The 25460-nt window shown below is 41.2% G+C and carries 17 protein-coding genes and 1 pseudogene; 8 read left to right on the top strand and 10 right to left on the bottom strand.

From position 1 onward, the window contains the following. Nucleotides 1–37 precede the first annotated feature (37 nt). The gene (locus tag VB693_RS09030; protein ID WP_323265971.1) at nt 38–925 is read right to left on the bottom strand and encodes a DNA adenine methylase; all 888 of its coding nucleotides are present in this window, start codon (nt 923–925) and stop codon (nt 38–40) included. 58 nt (nt 926–983) lie between these two features. Between VB693_RS09030 and VB693_RS09025 the strand changes: the two genes are divergently transcribed. Continuing rightward, nucleotides 984–1685 (top strand): cytochrome b/b6 domain-containing protein, encoded by a 702-nt coding sequence (locus VB693_RS09025; protein WP_323265970.1) that lies wholly within the window; start codon nt 984–986, stop codon nt 1683–1685. A 199-nt stretch (nt 1686–1884) separates the two neighbouring features. Here the strand turns inward: VB693_RS09025 and VB693_RS09020 are convergent, their stop codons facing one another. Then, a complete protein-coding gene (locus VB693_RS09020) occupies nt 1885–2586 on the bottom strand; it encodes a tetratricopeptide repeat protein (RefSeq protein ID WP_323265969.1) in 702 nt (233 codons plus the stop codon). Between the two features lie 439 nt (nt 2587–3025). Between VB693_RS09020 and VB693_RS09015 the strand changes: the two genes are divergently transcribed. The 3 genes from VB693_RS09015 (at nt 3026) to VB693_RS09005 (ending at nt 5603) form a co-directional block, all read left to right on the top strand. Continuing rightward, nucleotides 3026–3487, top strand: coding sequence for a hypothetical protein (locus VB693_RS09015; RefSeq protein WP_414577120.1), 462 nt, complete (start codon nt 3026–3028; stop codon nt 3485–3487). A 12-nt stretch (nt 3488–3499) separates the two neighbouring features. After that, nucleotides 3500–4063, top strand: a complete 564-nt coding sequence (locus tag VB693_RS09010; protein ID WP_323265967.1) for a glutathione S-transferase family protein — start codon at nt 3500–3502, stop codon at nt 4061–4063. Nucleotides 4064–4859: 796 nt separating this feature from the next. After that, the gene (locus VB693_RS09005) at nt 4860–5603 is read left to right on the top strand and encodes a response regulator transcription factor (protein ID WP_190697154.1); all 744 of its coding nucleotides are present in this window, start codon (nt 4860–4862) and stop codon (nt 5601–5603) included. A gap of 519 nt (nt 5604–6122) precedes the next feature. On the opposite strand, the gene chlP is transcribed toward VB693_RS09005, so the two are convergent. Then, nucleotides 6123–7343 (bottom strand): geranylgeranyl reductase, encoded by a 1221-nt coding sequence (chlP, locus tag VB693_RS09000; RefSeq protein ID WP_323266028.1) that lies wholly within the window; start codon nt 7341–7343, stop codon nt 6123–6125. A 266-nt stretch (nt 7344–7609) separates the two neighbouring features. Between chlP and VB693_RS08995 the strand changes: the two genes are divergently transcribed. From VB693_RS08995 to hetI, 4 genes are all read left to right on the top strand, one after another. Next, a complete protein-coding gene (locus VB693_RS08995) occupies nt 7610–8626 on the top strand; it encodes a sulfate/molybdate ABC transporter ATP-binding protein (RefSeq protein ID WP_323265966.1) in 1017 nt (338 codons plus the stop codon). A 1040-nt stretch (nt 8627–9666) separates the two neighbouring features. Beyond that, a complete protein-coding gene (locus tag VB693_RS08990) occupies nt 9667–10317 on the top strand; it encodes a hypothetical protein (RefSeq protein WP_323265965.1) in 651 nt (216 codons plus the stop codon). 99 nt (nt 10318–10416) lie between these two features. Further along, complete coding sequence (locus tag VB693_RS08985) at nt 10417–11715, top strand: hypothetical protein (protein ID WP_323265964.1); 1299 nt, start codon at nt 10417–10419, stop codon at nt 11713–11715. 452 nt (nt 11716–12167) lie between these two features. After that, a complete protein-coding gene (hetI, locus tag VB693_RS08980) occupies nt 12168–12905 on the top strand; it encodes a 4'-phosphopantetheinyl transferase HetI (RefSeq protein ID WP_323265963.1) in 738 nt (245 codons plus the stop codon). 42 nt (nt 12906–12947) lie between these two features. On the opposite strand, the gene VB693_RS08975 is transcribed toward hetI, so the two are convergent. The 7 genes and pseudogenes from VB693_RS08975 to VB693_RS08945 all read right to left on the bottom strand — a co-directional run. After that, entirely contained in the window at nt 12948–13802 is an 855-nt protein-coding gene (locus VB693_RS08975) for an SDR family NAD(P)-dependent oxidoreductase (protein WP_323265962.1), read from the bottom strand. A gap of 512 nt (nt 13803–14314) precedes the next feature. Further along, nucleotides 14315–15844, bottom strand: coding sequence for a thioester reductase domain-containing protein (locus VB693_RS08970; RefSeq protein WP_323265961.1), 1530 nt, complete (start codon nt 15842–15844; stop codon nt 14315–14317). A gap of 79 nt (nt 15845–15923) precedes the next feature. Beyond that, complete coding sequence (locus VB693_RS08965; RefSeq protein WP_323265960.1) at nt 15924–17579, bottom strand: PfaD family polyunsaturated fatty acid/polyketide biosynthesis protein; 1656 nt, start codon at nt 17577–17579, stop codon at nt 15924–15926. Between the two features lie 101 nt (nt 17580–17680). Then, on the bottom strand, nt 17681–21031 hold the full coding sequence (locus tag VB693_RS08960) for a type I polyketide synthase (RefSeq protein ID WP_323265959.1): 3351 nt from the start codon (nt 21029–21031) through the stop codon (nt 17681–17683). Between the two features lie 102 nt (nt 21032–21133). Then, on the bottom strand, nt 21134–22483 hold the full coding sequence (locus tag VB693_RS08955; RefSeq protein WP_323265958.1) for a polyketide synthase: 1350 nt from the start codon (nt 22481–22483) through the stop codon (nt 21134–21136). A 216-nt stretch (nt 22484–22699) separates the two neighbouring features. Then, nucleotides 22700–24433 carry an SDR family NAD(P)-dependent oxidoreductase gene (locus VB693_RS08950; RefSeq protein ID WP_323265957.1) on the bottom strand — a complete coding sequence of 578 codons (1734 nt, stop codon included), beginning with the start codon at nt 24431–24433 and terminating at the stop codon, nt 22700–22702. Between the two features lie 139 nt (nt 24434–24572). Beyond that, nucleotides 24573–25460 (bottom strand): annotated as a pseudogene (locus VB693_RS08945) (polyketide synthase); the annotation flags it as partial.

Below are 25460 nucleotides of genomic sequence, written 5' to 3'. Positions count from 1 at the left end.
GGCAGTTATCCTACCGAAAAATTGGACGCGCTCAAAGTTAAGTCAAAATATCAAGTTCCAATTGTAAATCTGAATTGTTAATGCTATTTTTATTGACGCTTTTCTCACTATTGAGTTTAATTTCATAGTTATTGATGAATAACTCTTTGCCCTTGGCTGCTCGCCCTTGCTTATAGTTATTCATACCATATTGTAATTCCCATTCGTAAATATGAGCATATTTAAAGTTATCTCTAATTTGCGGTGAATCATCATAAGTGATTAACCATTTATGGAGACATGGTTGTAAAATTTCAGCAAATCTGTGATGGTCAAAAGATGTATGTAAATCACCATCTTTGCCATAGAGTTTAGATTTGGTAGCACTAAAATATGGTGGATCTAAAAATAAAAATACATTTTCATCCTCTGCATTTATTAGTTTGCTGTAATCCAAATTAGTAATTTTAATATCTGGGGTTAAAATACTTGCTAATTTTTCTAAACGTTCTATAGAAGAATAAGTAAACCTTTTATGAAAAGCTTCTTGAGAAAATCCCCCTGATTCTACAGTTCCTGAGAAGGTAATTCTATTGAGTACGAAAAAGCGGACGGCTCTTTCTAAATCAGATAAACTATTAACATCAACGCTCGTTAATTCTGTAAATAATAATTTACCATCTGTATATTTATCTTTAATTTGATGCACTTCTGCAACTAATCGAGATATATCAGATTGAGCAATTTTCCAGAATAGAAATAATTCTTGATTTAAATCATTAATCCAAAACTTCAGATGAGGCAACTTTTGTTTTAAGTAAATAAAGACTGAACCACCGCCTATAAATGGTTCTCGAAATTCAGCAAAACTTTCTGGTAGGTATTCAATTATCTGATTGATGGCTTTTGATTTACCGCCAGGATATCGGAGAGGGCTTTTAAGCATATATTTACAAATATTCAAATAAATGTATATTAATTTTATTGGTGTTTAAATACTTTATATGTCTCGTTCTGCTCCCTACCAACCTTTGTTGTTACGTATCCTGCATGGTGTAAGTGGCATTTTAGCGATCGCTGCCATGATTACAGGATTTCTGGTTTACAATACCTTCGATGGCAGATTTGGTAAAATCCTCATTCCTCGCATCGATGCCATTATAGATATTCACGGTACATTTGCAGTTTTTTTCTTGGTGGTTTTCCCGGCGATCGCCCTCTATAGTTTTCATGCGGGAAATAAACGACTATTACAACAAGATTCCTTACAAAACTTAACTCAGATAGGTAGACCGATTTGGTGGGTAAGTTTGCAGAGAATTACTAATACTCTGATGTTGATAGCCTCTGTTTTCGCTTTAATTTCTGGCAGAATGATGAAGGAAGAATGGCTGCCTACCGGAGAGTTAAATCACAGTTGGTATTATCTGCATTTGATTGCTTGGGTCGTGATGCTTTGCTGTTTAGCTATTCATGTTTTGATGTCTAGTAAAGTGGGTGGTTTACCTTTACTAGTCTCAATGTTTTTGTTAAAGGTACGCGCAGAAGATACCCCTAGTCATTGGTTGAATGGTTTGCGTAGTTGGTGGGGTAATTTCTCGGCTAATTTGGGGATACAGAATAATTTACTTTTGAGGGTTGTAGAGGTAATGGTTTTAGGGGGAATGATTGCGGCGGTTATTTTACCTTTACTTGCTGGTGGTTGAACATAATATTTTTAAACTCAGAGTGGCGCAGAGAGTTTATGAAAAGTTAATTTATAGAAAAGTACAGGAGGATTTGCAGTTTTTGGTGATTGAATCAAAAAAAGTAAATATACATAAATAATGATATTTAATTTGAGATTTTTAATTTTACATAGTCTCAAAGGGCAAAAGTAAAAACCTTTATCTATAAGATTTTTACTTATTTCATAGGATGTGCGGGCAATAATTCACTAAGCCAATTTTCTATTTGTAATCGCAAACGATAGCCAGGAACATCTTTTTTATTCGCCAGGACAGGTAATTGAGTCAGGGCGCGACGGTAGTCAGCGATCGCACAATTCCAATCACCCCAAATATGATAAGTTCTAGCCCTTTCAGCCCAAATATGGCCTTCTAGCTGACCAAATAGCAACGCATTATCAAAATTCTCAATTGCCTGGTCGTATTGTCCCAAATCGCGTAAAGTAATCCCACGGTTAATCCAGGCTCTTACATGGCCTGGATGAAAATCAATGGCGCAATCATAGTCAGCCAGTGCAGCCATTAATTCCCCACAAGCAGCATAATAATTGGCGCGATTATTGTAAGCACTAGCCAAATGAGGATTTAATTGCAGTGCTTTGTTGTAGTCGCGGAGTGCTTTGTGCAGTTCTCCACTTTGGAAGTAAATTAACCCCCGGTTGTTGTAATCCACAGCATTGTGTGGATGGCGTTTAATTAATTCGGTTAAAAGAGCGATCGCTTCAGTATAATTCCCCTGTTGAGCTGCACTCAAAGCGCAAGAACGTAAGTAACTGTCACCATTAGCCCCATTTTCTTTGTCAGGAAATGTATTATTAACAACAGAATTATAACAGTTGTTTTGCTGTTCTCCAGCAGCTAGAAATGATTGAATATTCATGTTTTTGCCTAAATGCTCCTTGAAATAAAGTTAGAATTTTTACTGTTGCGGTATCAGTGATTGTGTATCACTTGTGCAGGTGTCTATAATTACTTATTTACAATGACGAAATCACATTTCAGGAACTGCAACCAGTAAAAAATACACTTCATACAGACAATTAATGCTCCAACCTAGTTACAGATACTTCTTCCCCAGGTTAAATTCCTGAAACGAAACATCAAATATTAATCTCTACGAACATTCCAGGAGTTAGAGAGACAAATTGGTAAAATGCCAAAGACAGAGGAGGGGAGACAAGGTAGACAAGGTAGAATTTTTCTCCCAATCCCCAATCCCCAGTCTTTCAATTTTGGATTTGCAATTTTGGATTTTAGATTATTCAATCCAAAATCTAAAATCTAAAATTCCCAGTCCCCAGTCCCCAGTCCTATTTCTCATGACAACAATGACTTACCAAAATGCACCTGATTTAGCGGCTGATGATTATGTTGTGATTGGTCTAGCAACCTGCTTCATCAAAGAAGATGGAGAAGTTCATGAAGTCGAAGTCCTAGAACCCATCCCTTCAGCAGCTTTAGAAGCAATTTTCAAAGGTATTCCTACATCCTATAAATTAGCTTGTGCAACCAATGTGGGCGCAGTTGTAAACGATGAACAGCCAACCTTCCCCACAGGGTTTCCTGATTCGGCTCAATTTGCAGATGAATTTGTGTCACGGGTATTTGCAGCAGCTCGCACTTACAAGCGGCGTGAAAGCGCACAAGCTTTGATCCCCGTAGGTTCAACCTACGCTGATTTTCAATATTCCGTAGATCGCAAGCGCATACTAAACGCCGCTAGATTAGTAACAAAAGAAGATAATGTGAAACAGCATTCTCACACTCACAAAGTTCTTTAGTCTCAGGTAGTTATGTTGAAACTGTATGGTGGTGCGCGTAGTCGGGCTACGATCGTGCAATGGTATTTAGAGGAACTAGAAGTTCCCTACGAGTTTGTCATGCTAGATATGCAGGCGGGAGAACATCTCCAGCCTGAATTCTTGAAAATTAACCCCATCGGCAAAGTACCAGCCATAGTAGATGGAGACTTTGTGCTATGGGAATCCGGAGCAATTTTACTTTATCTGGCCGATAAGTATGGCAAACACCCAGTTTCGCCACAGGAGCAGGCGATCATTAATCAATGGGTAATATTTGCAAATGCTACTTTGGGAAATGGTATTTTTATTGAAGCCAACCAGGAACGGGAAACGCCCCGGTTGTTGACTCCCCTGAATGAAATTTTTGCCCGACAACCTTTTTTACTAGGAGAGGAATTCAGCGTTGCTGATGTCGCGGTGGGGTCTCTCTTGGCTTACATTCCCATAATGCTGAAGCTGGATTTGAGTGCTTACCCAGCCGTTGAGCAATATATCCAGCGCATGATAGAAAGGCCAGCATATCAAAAAGCGATCGCCACGAGGAGTAATTCGTAACGATGCTCCCCCCGCTTCGCTCTAAGCAAAGCTATGCCGCAGGCTTTACGTAATTCGTGTGTGCTTGATGGCTCAGGACAAACGAAGAACTTCACCCTGCTTGCGCAGGGCTGTTTCATTTCCTAAAAGACTATAATTTAAAAGCATATCAGTCAAAAATTCATTAGTCCATAACCGTGGAATTGTCTACAGGATGCTACGATAATAATGTATTAATTGTAGCGAATTATACTAAAATAATATTTTTAAAACTTATACCAATTTGAAAAAAGAATGCGACAGATGGATTCCCAGAATTGAGACACACAAAGCAATTCCCAATCCAAAATCTAAAATCCAAAATGGTATTAGCTATACCTGTGGTTCTAGCCACTGTAAAAACTGATGCCAAGCCACCAAAGATCAGCATCTTGACCTTGACCGCGCCAATTAAATTGGCAATCTAGCGATGAATCGGTACATCTTGCCCACCCATCAACACCGTTTTTTGGTATGGTGGCTCTGGATGACGAATTGTGTTTTGCCAATAACGTCTGCCCCATATAGCCGTGTAGACTGTAGCGATCGCCTACAGCTGAGTGTTACGCCATCGCACCATTTTGGAGAAACCAAGCCAGTTTGTAGGGAGCGTCACATATCATAGCGAAAATTTCAGGTAATTTATTCGTGATTTCTCAATTTTGTCAGTTTTAAGGTTTATGTTAGATTTAAAATCTTTTTTATAATCAAGACAGAAATCTTTGTATCTACCAAAGGTTCTTATTTATCCTTAATCAGTAGTAATAATTTTTTAAGAATGCCGAGGATTCTTGTCATAGACGATGACCCAGCAATTTCAGAACTCGTTGCCGTCAACTTGGAAATGGCTGGCTACGATGTGAGTCAAGCCGAAGATGGAATTAAAGGTCAAGCCCTAGCTCTCCAGCTACAACCAGACTTGATCATGCTTGATCTCATGTTACCAAGGGTAGATGGTTTTACAGTTTGCCAGCGTCTGCGCCGGGACGAACGCACAGCCGAAATACCCGTCTTGATGCTGACTGCCCTCAGTCAAACTCAAGATAAGGTAGAAGGCTTTAATGCCGGTGCTGATGACTATCTGACCAAGCCCTTTGAGGTGGAAGAGATGCTGGCACGAGTGCGAGCATTATTGCGGCGTACTGACCGCATTCCCCAAGCAGCAAAGCACAGCGAAATTTTGAACTATGGGTCTCTGACTCTAGTTCCAGAGCGATTTGAGGCTATCTGGTTTCATCAAACCGTGAAACTCACTCATTTGGAATTTGAACTGCTGCACTGTTTGCTGCAACGTCATGGTCAAACTGTGTCCCCTAGTGAAATCCTCAGAGAAGTTTGGGGCTACGATCCTGATGATGATATCGAAACTATTCGCGTGCATATCCGGCATTTGCGGACAAAGTTAGAACCAGATCCCCGCCACCCTCGCTATATCAAAACCGTGTATGGTGCGGGATACTGCCTGGAATTGCCTAGTATTCCACCATCAAATGAGGGTGCTACCACATCAGTAGTTGAGTGAAATCTTGCTCAAGTCCCTTAATGATGGGACACACTGAGGAAGATACAGTTTGCAATGTAGGGTATCACAGGAAATTCTACTCTTCAAGCAGTCGCGCTGCGCGTGTCTAGATTTCGCTTCGCTAATTTACCCTACAGGTAAGCTTTGCCCGCAAATTGACATGACACATACATCGCTACAAATCATCGCTAAACTTTCCTAAAATAAATAGCACTCCCTGTTGGCAGAATCTAGGGAGTGCTATTTAAATAGTGCTGAGTTGTGAGTGCTGAGTGCTGAGTGCTGAGTGCTGAGTTGTGAGATGCGAGTTGTGAGATGCGAGTTGTGAGTCAGGGTAAACTCACTCGTTACTCATAACGTATAACGTTTCCTAATGACATGAGGTAGATAATATTTCCCTCCTCGCCTGCGGGGATAGGGTTCTTCTACTTAGCTCAACCAATAAACGCTATATTAATCAGCACTCAACACTCACAACTCAGCACTCAGCACTATTTAAATAGCACTCATTACTCCTGATTAGGGTGCTAAAGCGTTACCGCGAATTAAGCTACCAATTGTCTTGGCGGTGATTTTTAACTGGGTAAATGGGTTAGCGGGAACGACTGTTTTATACAGATAGCTATCAAAGGTGAGTTTTTGTACATCCAAGTCACCACACATTTCTACAAATGCTTCGCGGGTAGCATCGGAACGATAGAAGACTGTTTGTAGAATGTCTAACACTTTGTAAGTCAGACCGTATTTTTTATCCCAACGTTGGATATAAAGCTTGATTTCGTTCTCTGTAGGAATACGACTACCATTTTGGGAAATTTCCACAATGGTTTCTGCACACATCCGTCCAGATTTAGCTGCAAAGTAAATACCTTCACCGGAAGACTTGGTAACGTAGCCAGCAGCATCTCCGACTAAAGCAATACGACCAACTACACGCCGGGGACGGGGATGTTCGGGAATGGGGTGGGCTTCTACTTTGATGATTTTACCGCCTGCTAGTTTTTCGCTGGCACGGGCGCGGATACCAGCTTGTAACTGTTTGATACTGGCTTTGTTGACGTGCATTGTGCCAGTACCGACGGCTACGTGGTCATATTTGGGGAAAACCCAAGCGTAGAAGTCTGTAGAAACGTCATTACCGACATACATTTCGGCCAGGTCATTGTAGTATGCCATTTTATCTTGGGGTAAGCGAATCCGCTCTTGAAACGCGATCGCATAGTTATAATCCCCTGCATCCATTTCTTTGGCAATACGGGAATTTGCCCCATCTGCTCCGATAATTAAATCGACCTTCAGGGTTCGGGTAATCCCTTGTACACCACCTTCACTATGATCAACATAGTGAATAGTATATGGATCGGTGTTATTTGATGGTATATCTACTTTATGAACAGTGGCATTAATTAAATTTGCCCCCAGTTTTGCCGCCCGATCCCGCAAGAAGCCATCTAGCACTTCGCGGCGGCACATTCCTATATATTCATCTTGTTTTATTAAATTGATATCAACCTCACGATTGGAAGGTGAAATCATTTTCATCTTCCGCACCTGGCGATCAATAATCTCTGGTGGTAAATCAAACTCACTTACCATACACAGAGGTATAGCACCTCCGCAGGGCTTGGCGTTATCTAGCTTACGCTCGAATAGATAGGTCTCAATCCCAGCCTTTGCTAGTGTTTCAGCAGCAGAGGAACCAGCTGGGCCTGATCCAACAACAGCAACCCGTAGTGTCAAAGGTTTTCTCCCAATCTTCACATTTACCGAAAGCATCGTACCACGGTCTTTTGGCTGATTTCTCGCTCTACCTCCAGGTTTTGACAGAAATGCAACATTCCTTAATATTTCGACACGGTAACTCAGTGCGGGACTTGGGACTAGGGAGAAGAACTAATGACTAATGACTAAATATTTTTAATCTAAGTGCAACAAGATATGGTATATATTAAATTACGGTAAGCCTAGCAATAAGCCGTAGTTAGAGTGGCAGAGGTACAGCACTTGTGGGCATAGTAGTTGAGAATGTATCCAAGCAGTTCGGAAGTTTTCAAGCTGTCGATCAAGTCAGCTTAGAAATCGACAGTGGCTCATTAGTAGCTTTATTAGGTCCATCGGGGTCTGGTAAGTCTACGCTGCTCCGTTTAATAGCTGGTTTAGAAATGCCAGATAGCGGCAAAATTTTGCTTACAGGTCAGGATGCCACAAATCAGAGTGTGCAGGATCGGAATATTGGGTTTGTGTTTCAGCACTATGCTCTATTTAAGCATCTGACAGTCCGGCAAAATATTGCTTTTGGTTTAGAAATTCGCAAGACCCCCGCTAAAAAAGTGAAAGGTCGAGTAGAACAATTGCTAGAATTGGTGCAATTAAGTGGATTAGGCGATCGCTATCCGTCACAACTGTCTGGTGGTCAAAGACAGCGCGTGGCTTTAGCCAGAGCATTAGCCGTAGAACCCAGTGTATTACTATTAGATGAACCCTTTGGGGCATTGGATGCCAAAGTTCGCAAAGATTTGCGTGCCTGGTTACGTCGCCTCCATGATGAAGTTCATGTAACAACTGTCTTTGTCACCCACGACCAAGAAGAAGCGATGGAAGTTTCTGATGAAGTTGTGGTGATGAACCAAGGACGTGTAGAACAAGTGGGGACACCGGCAGAAATTTACGATAATCCTGCCAGTGCTTTTGTCATGAGTTTTATCGGACCCGTGAACGTGTTACCCAGCACATCGAAGATTTTCCAAAGCAGTGGGTTTGATTCGTCACACCCTGATGTATTTTTACGCCCCCAAGATGTAGTCATTGAAAAGCAAGCCAATGGTACTACTGCACCTGCGACAGTCAGTCGCTTAATTCACTTGGGTTGGGAAATTCAGGTAGAGTTGACCTTAGATGATGGTCAAGTTGTAAATGCTCACTTGACGCGCGATCGCTTTAACGAATTACAGTTAGAAGCACAGCAGAAAGTATATGTCAAACCCAAGGATGCTAAATCCTTCCCCTTGTACTATTCCATATAGAGTAGACATCTCCAAAAAAAGTAGAGACGCAGCAATGCTACGTCTCTACTTTTTTGTGGATAACGTTTTTTCTATTCAGTGAAAAATATTTTTATTGCTGTCACGTAAGTTGGGTGTACGGACAATAGTGACATTAAGCTTTAACAGGGATTTACATAACTATATGACTTTATAGGTATATACTTAATAATATATTTTAATATTTGTCAATACTTCATATTGTTTCAGCTTGTAATTTTAAAGAGAAGAAAAATTTCTAGTGTGCGATTTTTAAAGTTGTCTATGCTACCCATCTCGCCCAAATAGGTAATGGTAAAATTACTGCACACTAACTAAAAAACATATTGAATTGGTCAGCAAGTGACCGTGATTACACAGGTACTTGGCTGCAATAACTCTTGAATTTGTCAGAAAATCACAAGAGTGCTAAGTATTTTAGGCAGCAACCAAGAAATATTAGTGGTGTGAATAACTCAAAGTATCATCAATGAAAAATTTCCTTAGTAAACATTCGTAAACTAAAGAAATTTTTAAATAATATTACGTAGTGGTGGAGAGGTAAGGAACACTGTTATAAATAGCAAGCAAATATAAAAAACTATTAAGTATAACCAACTTAAAGTTATTGGTATGAGACAAGTATCACTCTAATCCTTAAGTAAACACTAATCACACAATTTTTTTGGAGAACCCATTAAAGAAAGTTATAGCTATTAAAAAATAGTTGTGACATTTACAAGTAGAAAAACGAGTTAATTATCATTTACCCCTGGAAATTCATGTATGAAGTCATGCAACATTGGCTGATAGATTATGCTGACTTGAAAATATTTAGCATTATCTTAAGGCAGTAAATAAATCAGACAAAAATGCTAAATATAGGGCAATTTTGCTTTGTTTTGGGAGATAGATTATTCATGCTTTTCACTATGAACAACGTAATAAAAAAAAGCCAAAAAATAACTTAGCATTCACGTTAAGCTATAAAATTTTGATATCCAGTTACAAACTTGAATAACAGCATCAACGAGGACACAAAAATGAGTCAAATTATTCATCTAAATAGATTAATTGCCTTCACTGCTATTGCTTGTATATCTATGTTTAATGGCAAGCAGTTACACGTCAATGCGGAAGAAGTACCTAATACTCCTCAAGCAACAACCACCCAAAAGATTTGCTCTTTAGATCCTGTCGAGGATTTGTTACCAGCTCTACCCAATCAAAAAACCAGTTCGCTGTTTTCTTACCTTGCAGAACAAGGTTTTTCACGTAGTGAAGATGGGTCTTGGGTGTGCTATGTAAATGATCCTAACAAAGAGGGACGCTACTACACATTGTTTAAAGTTAAAGAGCAGGGCGGCAAGTTAATTGGTAGTTCTTTTTTAGATAATAGCAGTCTGATTTTAGGGCAAGATAGCCGCAGTTTAGACTTCTTTATGACTTTGATTGAGCGTCACACTAATGTCACGCAGGAAAATAAACCAAGTATACGCAGATATTTAGAAGCTTTTATCACTCTAGTCAAGGATGAAAAAATCAAACCCTCTCGTCGTGGTTTTCTCTTTGATCAGCCAAACCGCGCATTAATTATGTACCACCCACTAACAACAGGAGGACTCAAAGGAACAGCAATTACTATTAATATCCAATTACCTAAAAATATCAGTTCTTCTTCCCCTCAAAACTGATTATCTATATCTCACACTGAGATTTCCCAGCCTCATTAACATTAATTGCTCCTACCAAGCATTCAAATATTCTGTGTCATCTACCGGAGAAGGGTCTTGTTGAAATCGACTATCAAAAATATCACACTTGTCTGTTCGTCTTTAGTCACCGCACTGATTCTTAGCCAGACAGCTAATGCACAGCAGCAAGGACTAAATGTGGGTGCGCCGGTAAAGATTCCACAAGGACTAGAAAAACAGTATTTGCAGTATCAGCTGCAAAATAACGGTGCTGGTTTGCGTCAAATGCGAGTTATGCCTGCATGTGTTGTAGGCGAGGGTTTGCGCTGTGGTAAAACTGGGACGGTACTAGAGAAAATTATCGAGTCTAACGGTGGGCTGACTTATCAACAGATGTTGATGAAAGCAGCTGGTGGGGAAGATAACTTCAATAGATTTGCGACTTATTACGGTAACAATCGCAATCTGATAGAACAACCCATACCATATACATCCCTTTGGAGGAACGGGTCTAACCGCTTTCTTGATTCAGTCACATACACTTTGGGAGAGCCTCTGAGTCGTAATCGTGTAGCAGGTCTAGGAGATGTCACCAGCAAGTTCTATTGGTCGCCATTAAGAGGACAAGATCCTTATAGAGCGTTTGCGGACATGAAATATGCCTTCGGGCGTGTCATGGTAGAAGAGGCAGCCAAAATTCCTGATCTCAAGCAACAGATAATTCAGATGAATCTAGAGCCTGATGTGATGAGATTTTATCAGAACAACATTGCCAGAGCCATCAGTGCAATGAATGGGGGAAGAGACGAAGAATTCAAAGCAAGTATTTTGAGGCTACTTTCACAACCCTACTCTCAAGTAGACATCAATAATGGTGACTACGGACGTGTAGTTCTTGATGAGATGCCAGGCGGTTTAGTTGATTCAGGTGACGTGCTAACAGGTAATATATTTGATGATTCAGTCATAGAACCATTAGGCAACGTAATAACCGATGACATATCAGTCCTTGATGGCTCTCAATACTTTTCAACTGCATCAGATGGTTTTGGTAGAATTCTTCCCTGGTTATTACCTCTTGCATTATTAGCGTTATTACTGGCATCAATTGGGGATCGAAATGGTTCATCAAGTCGTGCTGTTGCTCAGTCTGTTCCTGAAATTCCTGGGATACCAACACCACAACTTCCTGATAATGTATGTCCTGATTTGAATATTGGTGGTGGTGGTTCTGGGAATAGTGGTCAAGTGGGCGAAGTACAATGTGACATTCCCATTACCCAGACTCCAGAGGTGAAGAAGGTAGTAGAACCTTCTGCTTTGAAAGCTATGATTTTATTAACTTTAATCTTGTGCCTAGTCAATTACAAAAAAAGGCGTAGACAACAGTTAATGTAAAAATCTGATATAGAATTTTTAGACCGCGTGGAAATGAACTTTATTTGATGAGTGTCTCTTGAAAATATATAAATATTTGAAGGCAATATTAATTTAAAATTATGAGTAGAGAAGAATTACAATAATAGTTTAATAAAAATCCCTCAGTAGTCAGCTGAGAGATTACACGTTTTATTACTTTTCACACGAAATTTATCCCACTTCCATAGCATACCTATACTTTTCAAAATAAGTGTGCCAAAATGCCTATTGGTCATTAGTTATTAGTTATTAGTTATTCTCTTCTCCTGTGTCACCGTTTAGCTGACGCAGCTCGACTAAGCTTCCCCGCAGGACACGTCACGGCGTTTCCTCTATCCCCAATCCCCAGGAGTTATTTAATTAATTTTGACTTTTGACTTACCCTTCGGGTACTCCTGTGGAGAACTCGTAGAGTAGCCGCTTTCGCGTCTATGACTTTTGACTTGATTTATCCCCAGTCCCCAATGACCTGGTTACCTGCACCCAAAGATTTAAATTTATTACCAGATGAGGTTCATGTTTGGCGATTTCATCTTGATGGAACAGAGTCAGAGTTAGAGCATTTAGCATTAACCCTATCTAGCGATGAACTGACTCGCGCTAACAGATTTTATTTTCCTGAACATCGGCAGCGTTTTATTGCCGGGCGTGGTATGCTCAGGCAGATATTAGGCAGCTATTTGGGAATTGACCCAGAACAAGTCAAATTTGATTATGAAGCCCGTGGTAAACCAGTGTTAGCAGAGGGCTTACAGCATAGTGGTTTATTATTTAACCTGTCGCACTCCCAAAATTTAGCTTTGTGTGCGGTGAATTATACTCGTCAAATTGGTGTAGATTTAGAGTGTATTCGCCCGATGTCCGATGTTGAAGCGTTAGCTCAAAGGTTTTTTCTAGCAAAAGAATATGATTTAATGCGATCGCTACCTGACGATCAAAAACAAAAAGTTTTTTTCCGTTACTGGACTTGTAAAGAAGCTTATTTAAAAGCCACTGGTGATGGACTAGCACAATTAGAGCAGATTGAAGTAGCACTAACTCCCACAGAACCAGCTAGGTTACAGACATCGCCAGCTTGGAGTCTCCTAGAGCTAGTGCCTGATTATAATTATGTTGCTGCTCTTGCTGTGGCGGGTTGTGGCTGGGAGCTAAAGTGTTGGCAATATTAACCATCTAAGCCATTTCCCCGAATCAGCCGAATGTCATTATTATTAACGTCCAATAGCAGCATACCTAAAATTACGCCTATTTTCTGCTCGTCTTTGGTTGAAATTCACTATACCCAACCAGCGATAAAGCGTATCAACCACAGTGGGAGCAATTTGTCCCATAGCTAACATCAGTTTTGTCAAACCTTCCATAATCGGATTGTGATTGACAATGATTTGAGTTTGCTTGCCTTTAATTGCACGCATTACTGCATTTGCCACCCCTTTAGGCGTACTCATACCCGCTAACTTGGGTGCAGACACACACGGATCAATAGTCATACCAGTTTCAGAAATATATTCTGGGCAAACGACGGAAATATTCACATCGCGGCCAGCTAACTCTTGACGGACAGCATCAGCCCACATAATCAAACCTGCTTTACTGGCGGAATAAATGCTATTAAAAGCAACACCTTTCTTACCGGCCAGCGAAGCAATGTTAACAATGCGGCCGCTACCTCGTTCCATCATGTTGGGGAGCAATAAACGAGTTAATTCCATAGCAGCCAATAGATTAGTTTTGAAGACAGACTGAATTTCTGATAGCGAATAATCTGCAAAAGCACTATTAATTTCTATGCCAGCATTGTTGATTAAAATATCAACATGGCCGACAATTGCGTGAACCTGCTGAATTAGAGATGATAATTGTGCTACATTGGTGATATCGAAGGGAATAGGGATAGCCCGACCACCTGTGGCATTGATTGCTTGACAAGTTGGCTCTAATCCTGAAGGGAAACGAGAAACACACACTACTGTTGCCTGCTCTTTAGCCAGAGCGTGAGCAATGTGTAAACCAAGACCGCGAGAGGCATCGGTCAAAAGCACTGTCTTACCTGTGAGAGTTGTCATTATAACCTGCTAGTACCTGTATTCTGATTGGCAGGATTCACGCATGATACAGTTGGTAAACTCTGTGCAGCCTAATTCAGACAGAGACACATACAGTTCAAACCATCAGAACAACTACCCACCCATCTACAACTAAATGCGATAAAGACAGCTACACTTCATACTTGCTTAGAGAACTTAAGCTGGGAGACTGCACTCATGTGGCAGAAAATTTAGGAGAATAGACCTATAACAGTGTTGATCGCCTTCTGTTGCAGAACAGGCATACAGTCAAGGATTTGTTCAATGAGGTTTAACTTTATATCAACTTCATTTATAGCATTTATTTTATGAAGCTAGTGTTAATAGCAAACTATTTATAGGTGACAGGGGACAGGGAGTAGTGTTAGACAATCACAAGAAAAACCCAGCCTCTTGTCGAAACTGGGTCGTGGACGCATAAAATTTAATTTTTTTTAACCTCTCCGCGTACCTCCGCGTTTACCTCCGCGCCACTCTGCGTTTAAACTTTCCTAAGCCAGAGCCAAAAAACCACTCTGAAGTAAATACGCGATGTAGGTCATGAATAACTTAGAATCAATTGGCGCACAAGCAACATCACTACCAGCCAAAGCCTTCACAGTTGCTTCACAGCTAATGTGAGGTCTTCTAGCTTTCAGGTACAAATCAGGAATAGTGAGTTGCTCATCAGACCAACGCTCTAAGAGGAAAGGACGTAAAGTGTATAAAGGATTATCTGTAGAAGTGGCACTTTCAATTAACTTTGCTTGCCATTCTTCGTAGGGAATGATGTTAATGTCATAACCAAAAGAGCGTACCCAGTCAACTAAGACATTCAAACCTACGGGTTCGGGATGTTGTAAGTGGAAAGCTTGACCGATCGCATCCTTTTGCATCGAGAGATGTACAATCGCTTTGCTGACATAATCTACAGGGGACATATCTAACATATATTCCACTTCCGGGAAATATCCCATTTGCAGACAACCCTTAACCATCAAATTGATAAAGTCGTGGGTGTTACCGATACCTGTCTCACTGTCGGCGGAGATTAAGGGGGGTCTATGAATAGTAACAGGCAAACCGCGATCGCTCGCAATCTTAACCAACTTTTCTGCAACCCATTTAGTTTGGGAGTAACCTAGATAAATACCTTCCCAGTGGCTGAAATCATCATCTTCTTTTACTATCTGACCAGCATAGACAGGAGATTCAAACACCGCCACACTAGAAACATAATGCACAGGCTTCACTTTCACCTGACAAGCCAAGCGCAAAACTTCTTGAGTTCCCAAAACGTTAGCAGCTTTTAATGCTGAGTAAGGGAAAACATAATTTAACAACGCACCACTATGATAAATAGTGTCAATTTCCGCCGCTAAAGTTTGAAATTGAGTGGAACTTAAACCTAACAACGGCTCAGATAAATCACCAAGGACAGGAATAACTCTAGACTTACTCCCATCCTGACAAATTCCATAGCGTTCTAAATTCTTTTGTAGCTTGCTGTCACCTTCGTCCAGGTTAGCAGCACGCACCAAACAATAGATATCAGCCTGAGTTTGCTTGAGCAATTCCCGAATAATAAAAGCACCTAAAAAGCCGCTAGAACCAGTTAAAAATACTTTCTTCGGTTGAGTTACAGGTAAAGCAACAGGAATAGCACCACCAGGATGAATTGTAGGGTCAAGAACAGCTTCAGCCTGTAAGTTCAAAGTGGGGGTATCAGAGAGGCTAGAAGTATTTTTTGGACGTACAATACCTGTGTCTTGTACATCTGATTTTTCTTCCACTTCTTCAGCTAAACGCTGTGATAATGATTCAATAGTGGGATAATGCCACAACAACAAAGGAGATGGTTGAAAGCCTAATAATTTCTCAAGTTGACTTACCATAGTCATGGCTTGAGCAGAATCCAAACCATAGCTTTCTAAATTAATACTGGGGTCAATTTCATCAGCTTCTACTGCTAGTAACTCAGCCAGATGAGACACCATCCAAGCTTGAATCTCTGCTGCACTATAAGATTGTGTTACACTCATTTTCAACTCTCCAAATATTTTACTCAGCACCGGCTAAACGCCGCGCTACCGCTAACATTACTCAGCACTCATTAATCTCTTAACGAACTGGACGATATTGCATATAGAAATCAGGGATTTGCATTCCTTGCAATTTCAAACTTTGAATGCGATATAAAAATGCTGCTCCCGTCATAATGTGATCAGCAACATCAACAACATGACGATTATGTGCTTCAGCTAAATAAGAACCCCGCACCCAATCATTAAAACTTCCCATTGCTGGGCCACACCAAATCTGATAATCTACTTCTCTACCTTTTTCACCCGTAATAGACCAACGAGAAGATAACCCTAAATACCATTTAAAAATTACAGCCATTTTCAGTTTAGGGTTATTAACTGCCTTGCCTAATTTTTCGGGATTTTTTTGTGATAAATAAGCAGCAGTCCCTTCCCAAGCCTCAGCAATTGTTTTGCGGAAAACCTGTTTTTCTAACTTCTCTCTTTCTGCTAGAGGAATTTCTTCAATTGAGTTATAAGTGCGGTACAATTCATACAGTTTTTGCGCTCGCATGGGGAACATTGTCGCCCGTTTGAGAACTTGTACCTTCACCCCCATTTCAAACATATCGCCTGCGGGGGCCATAGTTACATCAGCCATTTCCGCTTGTGCTAATAGTTTCTTGGTATGCTCACAAGCACCAGATTCCACACAACCTTGATTGACTGAACCAGTAACTACATAAGCAGCACCCATCATAAAAGCTGCTAAGGCTGATTCTGGGGTAGCAATTCCGCCGGCTGCGCCGATTCTAATCGGTTGGGGATAATGATATTGAGCTTGAATTTCATCCCTTAAAGCAATTAGAGAAGGAAGCAAACAAACCAAGGGACGATTATCAGTATGTCCCCCAGAATCAGCTTCGACAGTAATATCATCAGCCATTGGAACTTTCGCTGCAAGTTTAGCTTGCAACTCAGTAATTAAACCTTGTTCCAGCAATTCTTGCAGGATTCTCGGTGGTGCTGGCTGCATAAATTTACTCGCTACTTCACGGCGAGAAATTTTAGCAATGACTTTATTTTTGATTTCAATTTGATTTGCATTATTTAAACTTAGCCCTGCAACTCGGTAATAAACGATGTTGGGAGTTAAGTCTAAAAATGCCGAAGCTTCGACAACTTTCACCGCATATTTCAAATATAAATCCACAGCCCGGCGTTCGACTGCCATATCATTTGGACTGTGAATTAAATTGAATGCGTAGGGACTATGAGGTAAAGCTTGTTGAATTTTATTAATGGCTGCTTCTATGGCATCTGGTGTTAAACCACCTGCACCAAAGGAACTCAAAATGTTATTTCTACCTAATGCAATGACCATTTCTGCTGACGCAATACCGCCAGCCATTGCACCAGTCATATAGGCATATTTTACGCCATAAGCTGAGAGAAAACTAGGGTCGCCTAACTGTTGACTGGGGATGGGCGCAATTGATGTTAATAGTTCTAATTGTCCTAATACGCCATGTTCGGATGGTGCTAAATAACCATCATTAGTTACACCAACTTTGCCTGCGACTTTGACAACGTAGCAAGGTTTATCTAAAGCCAGTAATTTAGTTTTGATATCTGTTCGTTCAAAAGCTACACAATCTAAAGAACCTTTCCAGACTAGATTGTGATTGTAAGTATGGCTAGAAAAGCCCAGACCATTATCATGTTTATTTATAATTGTATCCACGGTCGTCACAGTCGTTCCCTCGCACGATATGCAATTAATTCCAGTCTGGTTTGTAGTAAGGACTTTAGTCCTTCTTCTTTAAGGACTGAAGTCCTTACTACGAACTTTAATTACTTAGCTTCTTCATTCAATAAATCTTCGGCACAGACCATTTGTAATTGAATGATTTCACTCAGTTGCTTACTAAAATCTTGTCTGGCTTTTAAGAAATCCGTGTGATTTTTAGTTATGCGTGCGTTGTTTGCATTCAGCTTTTGATACTGAACCTTGTTTAATTCCAACATATTGATGATGGTGGTGAATTCGTCGTCGGTGACAGGTGAATAAGAAACTCTTTGAGGCGTTGCAGAGTCAGAAGTAGTTGACTCAAAAGATTGTACTTGTTCTTCAGTTTTAAAATCGTGTTCCATGATATTTTTCATGGAATCTTCTTTTGGCTCAACTGAGGGTTTAGATATGGGTACAGCAGGACTTTCACTATTAGTAATAGACTGAAGAAAATTCAGCGAATTTATACCTAGAGAATCACTAAATAGTGGTTGTTTTGGCTGTCGTTTTTCAGCTATAGCTTGGAAGAGTTGACGATTTTCTTCAGTCAAGATTTTCTCAGTAATTGAATCACCACCTAGTGTAATAGTCCGCAGCATGGCTTTATTTGATTTGGTGGTGGCTGTGACTGGGCTATATAGTGGTGATAAATCTAAATTCACCCGATGACTCAGAAGTTTCCCTAACGCTTTGACAATCGAACTATGGTCATCCATCCCGCGACGATTCAGGGATACGGTGATGTGTTCTTGGTCTTCGAGGATTTTATCTATCCAGCGTGAACAGACACTACCCGCACCAGCTTCGATAAATATTTTCGTCCCGTCTTCGTAGATGCGGTTAACTAATTTGGGGAAATCAAGTTCTTGAGACAAGCCTGTGGCAATACTACGCGCAATTACTCCACTCTCTAACGTGATAGTCTGATACTCGGCAGCCGAATAAAATACAACGCCGGGAATTTCCTGACTTGGCAAAGTATTTAATTTTACCAATTCATCAAACTCCGATCGCATGGTTTGACAATGAATCACATGATCGAAGGGCGCAGGGAAAGCATTACAGCCGATAGTTTTAATCACCCTTTGACAAGCGGCTGGTTCACCTGCAATTAATACTTCTTCTGGGGTATTAATCTGTGTCAGATAAACACGGGTTTCATTTCTGATCGCATCCCGCACTTGCACAGGACTAGCCATCAGCACATAATTACCCCACAGATTATCCCCTAAAGCCGTGGTAGATTTTGGTAATCCCCAATACTCACGCACCGCATTTTTTGGGCCAGATAAGCGATCGCCAAATAAGGCTGATGAGTTGAAAGAACTACTACCCTCATAGAAATTACTCCACACCCCTTGAGCAACCATCATGCTGGTTTCACCCAAGCTATAGCCAAACACATATTTGGGTTGGACTTGAAAATCATCCCGAATGACTGTGGTGATCAGTCTGGTGAAGAACATTTCCGCTTCAAACATCGCTAGAGAGTCTTCTAGCAATTTTTTCTCTAGCTTCTCTAATTCTCTGGTGGTAAATTTGCTCAAGCTACGGGGAAACACAAGTCTTTCCACATCAGCCGCACGTTTGTAAATGCTCTGCACAAAGGGGTTATCGTGCAGTTTGGGGAACAGTCGGAAAAGATTACGTCCAATCCCGACATAGGAATTTACCGCCGCCGGATACACATAAGCTACCTCACCCTTTTTACCCAGGGGATTGGCTGTAAAGTAACTACCTACAGGTGTTTGCCAATCTATCCCCCTATCAAAAGCCCCATTAATCCCTTTCCGCGCTGATTCAATTTCTCGGAGGAGTTCTTTCTTATTCCGTCCAGTAATCGATATGGCGTACTGTGCTTGGGATTGCTGCTGATAGACATTAAAGGCTTGGCTAGCACTCTCAGATAAAGAATCACTCTCTTGAATACTCTTTTGCAAGCTGTCTAAAGCCGACATTAAGCCAGCACGGTCATCAGCCGCCACGGGGAACAGATAAAAGGGTGTTTGCTGTAAATACCGATTAGGACGCTCTTGTTCTTTGACTTCTTCCGACAAAATCACATGAGCATAACTACCATCAGAACCCATCCCATTAATTGCGGCGATGCGTCGAGGAGCGTTCTTGCTGAGAAACCAAGGTCTAGATTCTGTCGCCACATAGAAAGGACTACCTTCAAAGGCTTCGGGAGTCTTCACCCCAGACCAGTTAGGAGTAGCAGGGATGTATCTGTAATAGAGACACAGAGCCGTTTTAATTAAACTAGCAATCCCAGAAGCGACAAAAGTATGTCCGATATTGGCTTTCACACTCCCAATTGCACAGTGCAAGCCATTTCCCACCGATGGATAAGCTTTAGTTAAACCAGCAATTTCCGCTTCGTCTTCCTGGGGAATCCCACTGGCACAAACTTCTACATAGTTTACTTGTTCGGGTTGGATAAGAGCGGTTTTTAGGGCTTTTTGACAACCTTCATCTATATTTGAGTGGGATTGACCGATGCTAATAGCATCAATTACAGCATAAATGCGATCGCTATTTTCTAGTGCTTGCTCATGACGTTTGAGAACAACTACACCCGCACCTTCTCCTGGTGTCCAGCCGTTGGCTTTTTGGTCATAGCTAAGAGTATTAGCACCAGTATTTATCTTTTCTGATTGACTACGTAATAATACGTTTTCAACACCACCAGCTAAATCTACCGCACCAACAACTACAGCATCTACTTCTTCTGTCATCAGCAGCATTTGCGCCACTTCCAAGGCCTTGAATGCAGAAGTTTCTACAGATGTGAGAGTGAAGGAAGGCCCTGTAAAATTCCACAACGAGGAAATCCGATTGGCTGTAATGTTACCGATGTAGCTTAAATACTCACCAATCTCTACTTGATGGTGAACGCTATCTTTAACGATGGTTTCTAGTTGGGCGATTTTGTCTGGTGGTAGGGTAATTTCTGCGGCATTCAGGCCGTCTTTAACTTGCCAAGAAGAATCCCAGCGTTGTTGTAGTTGGTGTACAGATAACTCTGTTTCTGTGGCGATAATGACGGCTACACTACCCCCTTCTGGAATCTTCGCATCTTTGAGGGCGCGATCGGCGACGGTTAATAATAGTAGTTGTTGGGGGTTGAGTTTTTCGACTTCGTTGGGAGGAATCTTATAAGCGAGGGTATCAATATCAAATTCTTTGATATATGCGCCTACGGGGGCTTTACCTTCTATTAATCCGTACCTTTGTAGCAATTCTTGTTGTATTTCAATGCCGTACCATCTCTTCGGCGGTAGGGGGATGAAATGCTGTTTACCGTCGTAGATACTGCGTTCAAAGGCATCTAGGCTATTGCACTCACCGAAGAAGGCATCCATGCCGACAATAGCGATTTTGCCTGTGTTGTTATTTTCTTGTTCAAACATCACTTTACTAGCCTATCAATGTTGAATTTATGGATAAATAAGTTCGTAGTAAGGGCTAAAGCCCTTATTTCCTAAGCATTGAAGTGCTTACTACAAACTTTGTTATTTCTCTAAAATCAAATGGGAGTTTGTACCACCGAAACCAAAGGCACTTAATGCTATGTGTTTGGTTGGGTTGTTTTGCGGCCAAGGTGTCGGAGTCCGCACGATGTTTTGGGGAGAAATGATGTTATTTTCTGAACTAATAGGATCATTGATGTTGATCGTGGGGGGAATTACATCATGATTTAGGCTGTAAATTGCTTTGGTTAAACTCACCATACCGGCGGCTACTAATAAGTGACCGACATTCGCTTTGGCTGAACCAACTAAAGGTGCTGCTTGGTGTTTTCCAAAGAAGGTTTCTATTGATTTAAATTCGGTGGTGTCTCCTAGTAATGTGCCGGTAGCATGACACTCCATATAATCAATAGCTTTGGGGTTAAGTTCGGCTTCTTGATAGGCTCTTTCAAAGGCTAGGACTTGTCCTTTTGTATTGGGACTTAGTAAATGCTTTCCTTTACCATCGTTAGAAAGACCATTACCGCAAATTGTTGCTAGGATTTTATCACCGTCTCTAACAGCATCACTGTACCGTTTCAGCATTACCATCCCGATACCTTCGGATGTAACTAATCCTCTTGATGTTTTATCTAGAGGTGAGCTAACACCGTTTTCTGGATAGCCTTGGATGCCGGAAAATAGCATTCTTAAAAATAAAGGATCTGAGCAACTGATCGCTCCAGATAACATCACATCAGCTTTGTGTGATTGTAAGTAATAAGATGCTAACTTAATTGCATAGAAGGCGGAAGAACAAGCTGCATCTATACAGAAGTGAGTACCGGAAAGTGAGAAGGCTTTGGCAACTAATGCAGCAGGTAAACCGGAAATCATGGCGTTTTCTGTAGCGGCTTTAGTAGCTGTAGGGATAGCCGCTAGATGGAAATCTTTGTCTTGTAAAAGTTCTGCTACTGCTGGCTCAATTGTTTGGCGATAAATTGGGGCGATAAGTTGATTAGAAAGCTTTGTCGGGAAGGAAAGAGTCCCTAAAATTACTCCACATTTAGCCAGGACTTCTTGATTTCCCCAATAACCACTATGCACAATTGCTTGTTTGGCTGCATATAGTGACCATTTGAAGGTGTTATCTAAGCTTTCCACATATTCTGATGGCAGATTGTATTCACCGGCATCAAATTTGAAATTGCGGATAAATCCACCTTTGAGGAAATAAAATTTTTCCGGCTTTCCTTTTGCTGGGTCGTAAAATATTGTGGGATCTAAACCCATTTCTTCGACAGTAATTGATGATGTGGAATCTTTCTGCTCGTTAAGATTCTGCCAAAATTGATCGGGATTGTTAGCATCGGGAAAGAGGCATGATAATCCGATAATGGCGATTTTTTCCACTGTTGATATCCTCGTTTGGGTAAGGTTATTGAGATTTACTTGATTCCCCGAACTGGATAGGATTTAATGCTTTGTTGAGTCTCTTACCTCTGTGTTCTCTGTGCCTTTGTGGTGAGATAAAGAATTTTGAAACCACAGAGACACGGAGACACGGAGAAAGAAGAAGAGATTTTACTAGTTGGATTTACGGCAATTGAAAGTATGCCTTAGTACGGTCTACTTGGGTTTATGTAGGTTCATTGGTGCAATTACTGCTTTTGCTCCTAGGATGCGGGAATATATTTTTCCTTCTCTATCATGGAGGATGTAGTTGGCGGTTACACCTGTTGTTGTTTTGTGGATAATGTCACAAGAAACGTAGAAGGGTTCGTTGCAAGGAATGGCTCTAAATTGTTCTGAATATGTTAGTTTTCCAGGTAAGCAAACTTCTTGGTGAAGATGGCTTAACCATATCCATAAGGGTTGGGTGCTTAAGTCTGTGGTGTAGGGATTATGCCATTTGACGGGGAATTGCCCTTGGACTTCTAGTGATATTTCTGACCAGAAACATTCGGTGGTAATTTTATCTTGGCTAATGTTGATAACTCTGGTAATTTGTTGAAATGCTGCACCATGAAATAGGGATGAATCTCCATTTTGATAAAAATCTTTACCTGTTTTGGTAATGATGTTGTCTTCGGTGAGATCCATGTTTTCGTAAATCGGTGCTGCTGGTAATTGCCGCACAGTTGTAATGTTGGCGCAGAAATGATAGAAGGTTTTACCTTGAGGGTTTTTACTCAGAATTGTGGTTTTAAATTCGATAGATTCAGAACCATCTTTGGCGACTTCTTGAATTTCTAAAATATATTCTTTAGCTAGGGTGTCATTGAAGGTAATACCCTTGAGAACTTTGAACTCTTTGCAAGTTAAATAACGATAACCTGGATAACATTCTTCGCAAGCATGAATCATCCAGGACATGGCACAGGTGGCTGGTAGTACAGGAATACCAGCAATCACATGATCGAGCAAAAAGGGATTTGCATCTACTGTTATACGGCGACGGATGCGATAGCTGCGGAGTTGAGGGTCTAGAGTTCTGGGTGGGGGTGTGATGGGACTACCAATGACTACTTGTGTAGAATCACGATGGCTGGGGTGAAGTTCGTTGACTAGCATTTGTGTCCCCGCATCCACAGGGATAATCTCAATTCCCCGTTCTGCAAAGGCTTTTTTGAGTTCTGGTGTCACCATACCGCTATCCCATCCGCCCCAGTTGATAGCGACAACATGACAATCGGGATTGTATTGTTTGATTAAATGGGCTGACTTGTTGAGAATTTCATTAGCGATCGCATAATCCGATTGCCCCATGTTCCCATAAAATCCAGCCACGGAGGAAAACAACACTAAATGCTCTAGTTGTTTTGCATCCACACAAGACAGCAGATTTTCTAAACCTTGCACCTTAGCGGTGTAAACCTTCTCAAAATCTTGGTCTGTCTTCTTCTCAATTAACTTATCAGCTAAATTCCCCGCACCGTGAATGATACCTGTAATTTTCCCCACCCGTTCAGCCACAGCCGCTAACTTTTGCTGTAACTCCGTCACATTAGTCACATCAACGCTCAAATATTCAACCTGCGAACCTGTTTCTTGAATCGCCGCTAAGGTTGCTTTAATTTCCCGACTAGAAACAATTTTGTTATATACTTTCTGCACACTCATCGGTGTAGGCTTCTCCCCTTGAGCCAGCAGATGCTGCATAATGCGTTTTTTTAATACAGCCTCTTCAAAACAATCCTGAGCAAAATCCGGCTCACCTTCTAAAACTTGCGATCGCCCAAGGAGAATAAACTGACAAGGCTGGTGCTGCGCTAACTTAGTTACACATTGCGCCGTAATACCCTTAGCACCACCACTAACAACAAAAACCGATGAAGGACGAACCTGAGTAAGTGTAGTCATATTATTAAAAATCTTAGCTTTGAAATGATGGGGAATTGGGTACTGGGGATGAGGGACTAAGTAAATTCTCTTGGCGTACCTCCGCGTTTACCTCTGCGCTCCTCTGCGTTTAAACTTTCACCCTCAATCCCCACTCCCTTTACTCAAAAGAACTAATCAAAGTAACCCGTCCTTGAGAACCGTAAGCAACCTCACCGATGTAAAGATTAGAGTCGTGCAGTTCGGCAATAATATTTTGTGCTGACGCTTGCGGATCTAAACTGGGGCTGAGGTCAATTCCTCTAGTAAATACATTCGGCCATTCCCATCTCAGGGTCTTAACTAAACCGAATAAACCAGCGCCGATCGCACCAAAGTTAACATTATGCTCTAATCCAAAGCTTCCATCTAAGCGAGTCACCGTGCAGAAACAACTACGGTCATAGCGTCCGGCTTCTGTCAAGGATTTTTTCAGGTGTTTCGCCATGAAGAAGACGTGTTTGACGATCGCCTTTTCTTCTGGGATAAAAGGTATTGTCCCGGTGTTATCTACCTGAAATCCTGGGTGGAGGTGAATGAAAGCCCCAATCGTGCCGTAGTTAGTCGCGATCGCCGATAATTTTCCTTGGAGTAGTTCTTCACTCATATCTGCAAGGGTGACTTGATGTACACCTGCGGGTAATGGCGAACGCTGGGGAACTATCGATTGGGGGAAGCTCAAAACTACTACTTTCCAGCCGCTTTCTGTTAAGGTTTGCGCTACTTGGGAGGTAGTCCCAGAGCCATCATCGGTAATTAAACAGATGTGTCCCTCTGGTAATGTGAACTCTAAACTATCCGGTGCTGGTAGGTATTTGAGCTTGGCTGGACGACGTTTAACACCGTCGATTATTTGGACTGGTTGCCAGTTAAGCTCAGACTGAGACTTTTTTTTTTCACCTCCCATCAGTTTCTGGAGGTAGTCAACAATTTGACCGATGGTGCGGAGGTCGCCTAAGTCTTCGAGGTTGGGTTGTGGCAGGTTGGGATATACTTCTTGTAATCCGCC

The organism is Anabaena sp. UHCC 0399, assembly GCF_034931465.1.
Taxonomy (GTDB): Bacteria; Cyanobacteriota; Cyanobacteriia; order Cyanobacteriales; family Nostocaceae; genus Trichormus; species Trichormus minutissimus.
The sequence above is the reverse complement of the archived record's forward strand: the minus strand, read 5'-3'. Positions and strand labels throughout refer to the sequence as shown.